Annotated in this window: 8 protein-coding genes and 1 pseudogene; 2 read left to right on the top strand and 7 right to left on the bottom strand. The window is 42.0% G+C overall.

The features are described from left to right. Both BUB28_RS12830 and grcA3 read left to right on the top strand, forming a co-directional pair. The coding region (locus BUB28_RS12830) for a hypothetical protein (RefSeq protein ID WP_072951940.1) at positions 1 to 182 on the top strand (182 nt) is incomplete at its 5' end. A 101-nt stretch (positions 183 to 283) separates the two neighbouring features. Continuing rightward, positions 284 to 523: an autonomous glycyl radical cofactor GrcA3 gene (gene grcA3, locus BUB28_RS12825; protein WP_019679089.1), complete on the top strand. Its 240-nt coding sequence runs from the start codon at positions 284 to 286 to the stop codon at positions 521 to 523. A 54-nt stretch (positions 524 to 577) separates the two neighbouring features. On the opposite strand, the gene BUB28_RS12820 is transcribed toward grcA3, so the two are convergent. From BUB28_RS12820 to BUB28_RS12790, 7 genes and pseudogenes are all read right to left on the bottom strand, one after another. Beyond that, complete coding sequence (locus tag BUB28_RS12820) at positions 578 to 1603, bottom strand: leucine-rich repeat protein (protein ID WP_242939992.1); 1026 nt, start codon at positions 1601 to 1603, stop codon at positions 578 to 580. A gap of 270 nt (positions 1604 to 1873) precedes the next feature. Beyond that, a pseudogene (locus BUB28_RS17510) lies at positions 1874 to 2131 on the bottom strand (leucine-rich repeat domain-containing protein); the annotation flags it as partial. Between the two features lie 38 nt (positions 2132 to 2169). Further along, a complete protein-coding gene (locus BUB28_RS12810; protein ID WP_072951938.1) occupies positions 2170 to 2913 on the bottom strand; it encodes a CAP domain-containing protein in 744 nt (247 codons plus the stop codon). 210 nt (positions 2914 to 3123) lie between these two features. Continuing rightward, the gene (gene rplL / locus BUB28_RS12805; RefSeq protein ID WP_019679085.1) at positions 3124 to 3498 is read right to left on the bottom strand and encodes a 50S ribosomal protein L7/L12; all 375 of its coding nucleotides are present in this window, start codon (positions 3496 to 3498) and stop codon (positions 3124 to 3126) included. A 95-nt stretch (positions 3499 to 3593) separates the two neighbouring features. Next, a complete protein-coding gene (rplJ, locus tag BUB28_RS12800; protein WP_072951937.1) occupies positions 3594 to 4109 on the bottom strand; it encodes a 50S ribosomal protein L10 in 516 nt (171 codons plus the stop codon). Between the two features lie 331 nt (positions 4110 to 4440). Next, positions 4441 to 4833, bottom strand: a complete 393-nt coding sequence (locus BUB28_RS12795) for a hypothetical protein (RefSeq protein WP_072951936.1) — start codon at positions 4831 to 4833, stop codon at positions 4441 to 4443. A 19-nt stretch (positions 4834 to 4852) separates the two neighbouring features. Continuing rightward, on the bottom strand, positions 4853 to 5248 hold the full coding sequence (locus BUB28_RS12790) for a hypothetical protein (RefSeq protein ID WP_072951935.1): 396 nt from the start codon (positions 5246 to 5248) through the stop codon (positions 4853 to 4855). Positions 5249 to 6000: the final 752 nt, after the last annotated feature.

Here is a 6000-nt window from a genome sequence, read left to right as displayed (position 1 = left end):
CCTCAGAGCTTGCCGATCTTATAGACCAGCTTATGGCTCAGGGCAGCGGTCATGTGAATATAGTCTCGGACAACAGCGGTGACGGACTAAAAGTCAATACCGTAAAAAGCACTGACATATGCGGCACAAAAGGTGCTTGCTGTCAGCCAACCGAACTCGAACCCGAGGACGACGATTTTTAAATTTGGAATTAAATGAATTGCCTATATTCAATCATCGCCGTAAGGCGATACCGCAATTCCTAATTCCTAATTCCGCATTAATTAAAAAGGGAGGAAAGAATATGGATAATCAGAAACAGGTAGATAACCTCATTGAATTGCTTGACGGCTATGTTGAAAAGGGCGGTCATCACCTCAATGTAAACGTTTTCACTCGTGAAACTCTCCTTGACGCTCAGGCTCACCCTGAGAAGTACCCACAGCTCACCGTAAGAGTTTCGGGCTACGCAGTAAACTTCGTCAAGCTCACAAAGGAACAGCAGGACGACGTTATTTCACGTACATTTCATTCTTCACTTTAACATGATAAAAGGCTGTACCATTAGGGTACAGCCTTTTTATATCACAGGATGTTATCAAACCAGTTTTTCCTGACCAAGAAGGTATTTCTGTATTTTAAGCGCGTCATTGGCGGTAAAGCCATTGCCTGCGTTGTCAACGTCTGCACAATCTATTCCCTTCTGAGTTATGTGATGCTCGTCAGTTCCTTCCAGACCGTACTTATTAGGATTTGCAAGGCTCTGCATAATAAGCACGATATCACTCATATCTACCTGATAGTCATTGTTTGCATCACCGAAAGCATAGAAATCCAATACTTGATTTTTATGTGCAAAGTTCCATGCTGTAGAGTCTGCATATCCGTACATATATACATCTTTTGAGTTTTTATAAAAAGGATCTCCGTCTATTTCACACTCAGGGTTAAGCACCTTCAGCTCTACCCTATCGACCTTTGTAACAGACACAAGCACTTTCTCGTTACGATCTTTATAATCTCCCGAGAAACACGAGAAAGCATCTCTTCCTATATTTTTTACACTTTCAGGTAAAACCAATGTACTTATATGCGTGTCATTGAAAACAGCTTCTCCTATTGTCGAAACCTTGTCAGGGATAATTATATTGTCAAGGGATACACATTCACTGAATGAATTTGCACCGATCTTTTCAAGGGCATTATTCAGCTTAACGTCAGTGAGATTGCAGCAGCCATAGAAAGCATAACTTTCTATTTCCTTGAGCTTATCAGAAAAATCAAACTTCTCAAGCTTGTGAAGCTCAAAAAAAGCCTGATCGCCTATTTTTTCAAGTCCTTCGCCGCCCTCAACGCTTTTGATATTCTTACACTGAGTAAACGCACCTGGTCCGAGAAGTTTTACATTTTTTCCTATAACTACCTTTTCTATTTCATCAATATACTGTTCAATTATCCTGTCCTCAATACTAATAAATATATCAGAACCCTCACGTGTCGCCTTTACACCGTAATCATACTTTACTACAGGGATACCGCCGACCTCATCCGGAATAACAACAGTACCATTCTTAACACAGCATATTTTACCTACTTCAAGACCGTCCTCTGTTTCTTTGAACATCATTCCGTACTTCTTTATGCAGACAAAAATATCAAGAGGTGATACTTCAACCTTATCATATTCGCCCTTTTCGTACTGCTCGGGAGTACAGCATCTTGCATTTGATTTCTTAGCGTTCTCCATAGCAGCAGAATTCTCATCACAAACAATGAGAACATCGCCCCATTCTCCCGAACGAGTTTCTATTTCGCACTCAGGATTTTTTATTATAACAGTATTTGTTATTTTATATATCTCATTCTTGGTACTTGTGTGCATATCGGAGAATATATTGTCAATAAACTCCACCTTCTCAGACAATTCAAGTACGTCAATGCTTGTACAGCCAAATGCACCTCTTCCAATCTCGGAAACATTCTCGCCAAGCTCGATCTCACTAAGATACAAACAGAAATAAAAAGCATTTTTTCATACTTTTTTCAGCATACTTCCTGTTGTTATCTTGGTTATTTCAGTACAAAACTCAAATGCACAATCGCCGATCTCTTCAAGTGCATCATTTAAGGTTACATTGCCCAGCCTTACGCATAATAAAAAAGCCGCTCCTTACAGAACGGCTTACAGTATCATGTTGAATTTTTAGCGTAGATTTTAAGGATTATAGATGCATCAACGGAGTCTACCTTATTATCTCCGTTCAGCATAGAACGCGCTCTCTCGCTGGATTTCAGAGTATAAGGCTTGCCCACAGACGTAGCAGCATACTCCTTCAGCACAAGAGAAGCATCAATGGAATCGATTTTTCCGTCATTGTTTGTATCACCGTATTTTTCGGGATAATAAGCCACAGGGAAATTGTCAGAACTGCCCATGAATACCTGCGTCCAGTAGTACATTCCGCCCGAATAAGCGACTCCTACGCCAAAGTACTGAAAATTACGACTGAGTATACTTGCTCTGTGATCGTTGGAATTCATCCAGCCGTTCATTACGGAAGCAGGACTGGTCTGCCCCTTAGCTATATTCTCACCCAGAGCATTCCACTCCAGACCGAGGTCATCGACCACAGTCAGACCGCCTCTGCCGTCGGGGCGTGTATGATCCCAGAGCTTTACAGTCTCCTTTGCACGTATATCCGCAGCTCTTATAAGCTCGGGCAGCACTTTATATGCAGGCAGTCCTCTGCTTACACGTTCTTTGTTTACAAGCTTCATTACCTCCACAGAAAAAACGCTCATGTCAGAGGCAGAAACATTTTCGTCAGACACAGGCGAAACAATAAATTCCGATGAAGCAGCCGAAGCGGCTAACGGAACACATGACATACCTGCAATTACTAATGAGGTCAGGATCGCAGCTGTTTTTTTCATAATGATACCTCCATAATAACACGATTGCTGAACGTTATCAAAACGAAAGCGAAAACATATCCCAACGCTATTATAGCACATTTTACCCTACAAGTCAACAAATTGAACTCCAAATATACATTATGCACAATTTGACAATAATCAAAACATCACAATAAACAAAAGGCTGTACCAATTCGGTACAGCCCTGATGTTCGATAGTAATATAAATTACTTGATCTCGATTGTAGCGCCAGCCTCTTCAAACTTAGCCTTGAGCTCGTTAGCCTCAGCCTCAGAAACGCCTTCCTTGATAGCCTTAGGAGCAGCCTCAACTACTTCCTTAGCCTCCTTAAGGCCAAGACCGAGAACTTCCTTAGCAACCTTGATAACAGCCATTTTAGCGTCACCGAATGAAGCAAGGATTACGTCGAACTCTGTCTTAGCAGCAGCAGCACCGCCAGCAGCACCGCCAGCAGCAGGAGCAGCAGCGATAGCAGCTGTTACGCCGAATTCTTCCTGGATTGCGTCTACAAGCTCAGAAAGCTCGAGAACTGAAAGAGTCTTGATATCTTCAACAAATTTTGTGATCTTCTCAGAAGCCATGATAATAATCTCCTTTAATTATATTTGCCCTTATAGGGCTGATTTAAGCTGCGGAGCATATCTCCGCAAACGTGTGATGAAGAATGATACTGCGATTATGCAGCTTCTTCTTCCTTCTTCTTGTCTGCAACAGCATTGAGTGTAGCAGCAAGCTTCTGCAGTGGGCCCTGGAGAGAGCCAACGAGCTGAGCAAGAAGAGTGTCCTTTGAAGGGATCTTGGAAAGAGCGATAACTCCAGCCTGATCGTAGATCTCACCTTCAACATAACCAGCCTTGAGATTGAACTTCTCATCGCCGGCCTTCTCAGCGAACTTACCAAGGATTCTTGCAGGAGCTGTCTGGTCGTCGTTAGAAACGGCAAGAGCAGTTGTACCGTTGAGAGCTTCTTCAAATCCCTCGATACCGCATTCCTTGAAAGCACGGAGAAGCATTGTGTTCTTTTCTACAAAGTAGTTAACGCCAGCCTCACGGAGCTCTTTTCTGAGCTTGGTATCCTCTTCAACAGTGATACCCTTGTAATCAACGAGAACGCCTGAAACGGAATTCTTGATGATCTCGGTGAGTTTCTCGACCTTAGCCTTCTTTGCTTCGAGTACAGCATTGCTTGGCATAGTGTGTATTCACCTCCGAATGAAATTCATCGTATTCAGAGAGCAATAAAAAAGCCCATTCCGACAGCGCAGAATGGACAATGATAATTCTATCAATTGCTATTCCTCGGCGGGTCTTACTGAGCTTTCGCTCTGCCAGCTGTCTTTAGAATACGATACTGTTTTTCACAGCTTGATTATTATACCATACAATTCTCCGTTTGTCAAGCGTTTTCTCCAAAAAAATCCAAAAGAAAAAGAGCACTTCAATGCTCTTCTTCTCATTTACTATTTTATTCAAAAAGGGGGTGTATCCTGTAATATATATTATTTAAGGGAAGGTTGGGTTATCTTATGCTAAAAACTTAGGGTTCTTTGCGTTGAAAATGGTATACTTCTTTCCGTCAACCACGATAAGGAAGATATTCTCTCTGTCCACATAATTTGGGTTTGCGTGTGCCATACCGTCAAGGTTTGTGTAATACACGCTTACCTTATCGCCTGTGTAAGGCTTTCCATTTACTGTAAACTTTTTGCCTTCTCCGTAGTGCTTCAGTACAAACTGACCGTTCCAGAGAGCGTGCTGATTATCGGCAGCGAAAGCTACCGGCTTTGCAGCCTGAACTCCTCCATTTGCAGCCTTTGCTGTAAGGACTGTATCTGTTTTATCTCCGTTAGTTAAAGCTGCGTATGATGATGCTACAAGTGAAAGTGCAAGTGCTGCACCGATGATATTTTTTCTCATTTTATATACTTCCTTTCACTTATCTTGCTATTAATGTGAGTTTATTGATATATGGCTTAAGATCAAAGCCGTACATATCATATCCTAATTTATTGAGGTATACGATCTCGCCGACCTTATACATCTTTACAGCATTATTCAGATTTAAGGCTGCAACGACGTTTTTCTCAGCGTCCTCCTTCTTAATAAATCCGTTCTTTATAGCGATAAATGGTTTATTTACACGATACTTTCTGTTAAATCCAATATTTATGGGCTTTGCAGCCTGATTTGCTGCAACTGCCTTTACATTTTCGTTTGCTGCTGCCTGAGCTGTGAGCATAGGCTGTGATGAAGTGTTATCTGCGCTCATTGCTGCTGATGATGTTGCTAAAAGTGCAAATGCGAGTGCTGCTGCGTTATACTTGTTATTCATTGTTAAATTCCTTTCATGTATATGTTTTATTCTCTGCGGCTTTTGCCGTATTCATCTTACAGTCTTTATTATACCCAAAAGGAAATATTTCTCCACAAAATCGGAGCCAAAAGCATTTTTTTCGGAGCAAACGATTATTTCAGCCATTATGCGGTATATTTTTCGTTTTAGGTGTAACTTTCCCTATGCTCAATAGTTTTGCGTAAAAAATGCATATCTCTGTCAGACCGACCATGCTTATGAAAGAGCAAAAAAGAACTTGGTGCTAAAGCTATAAAATAATGCGTGCTTGCTTCCTTGCAATCTCGAATAATTTAAAACGCTAAATTGTATTGCTTACAAGCAAGAAAGCAAGATGGCAGAATAACAAGTCCCGAATAAAAATGTGCCGTAAGCGAAGTACAAGAAGCGGTTTTGATAAGAGTGAGTAGGGGCCGCCTTTGGCGGTCCGCGCTTCAATACAAGTATGAATGACACGGGCTCTGCGCTGTAGGGGACGGCGTCCTCGACGTCCCGTTTGATGAAATTGCGCCCATACTATTACTTACGGACTGCCAAAGGCAGCCCCTACATCGTGTCATTTGTATTTGTATTGCTGCTTACGGGCGGACACTGTTCGCCCCTACACTGTGTCATTTATACTTGCAATGTTCCCCACACGGACTGATGTGGGCATCAGCCCCTACAGGCTAACGGCTGGCTGACCGCCAAAGGCAGTCCCTACAGAGCCGCATTACAAAAAAATAAAAGGG

It is taken from the genome of Ruminococcus flavefaciens, assembly GCF_900143025.1.
Lineage (GTDB): Bacteria > Bacillota > Clostridia > Oscillospirales > Ruminococcaceae > Ruminococcus > Ruminococcus flavefaciens_I.
This window is presented reverse-complemented; position numbering and strand designations above follow the sequence as displayed.

Coding starts and splice junctions, on each gene's coding strand:
- grcA3 (WP_019679089.1), top strand. CDS start 284: ATGGATAATCAGAAACAGGTAGATAACCTCATTGAATTGCTTGACGGC.
- BUB28_RS12820 (WP_242939992.1), bottom strand. CDS start 1,603: ATGTTCAAAGAAACAGAGGACGGTCTTGAAGTAGGTAAAATATGCTGT.
- BUB28_RS12810 (WP_072951938.1), bottom strand. CDS start 2,913: ATGAAAAAAACAGCTGCGATCCTGACCTCATTAGTAATTGCAGGTATG.
- rplL (WP_019679085.1), bottom strand. CDS start 3,498: ATGGCTTCTGAGAAGATCACAAAATTTGTTGAAGATATCAAGACTCTT.
- rplJ (WP_072951937.1), bottom strand. CDS start 4,109: ATGCCAAGCAATGCTGTACTCGAAGCAAAGAAGGCTAAGGTCGAGAAA.
- BUB28_RS12795 (WP_072951936.1), bottom strand. CDS start 4,833: ATGAGAAAAAATATCATCGGTGCAGCACTTGCACTTTCACTTGTAGCA.
- BUB28_RS12790 (WP_072951935.1), bottom strand. CDS start 5,248: ATGAATAACAAGTATAACGCAGCAGCACTCGCATTTGCACTTTTAGCA.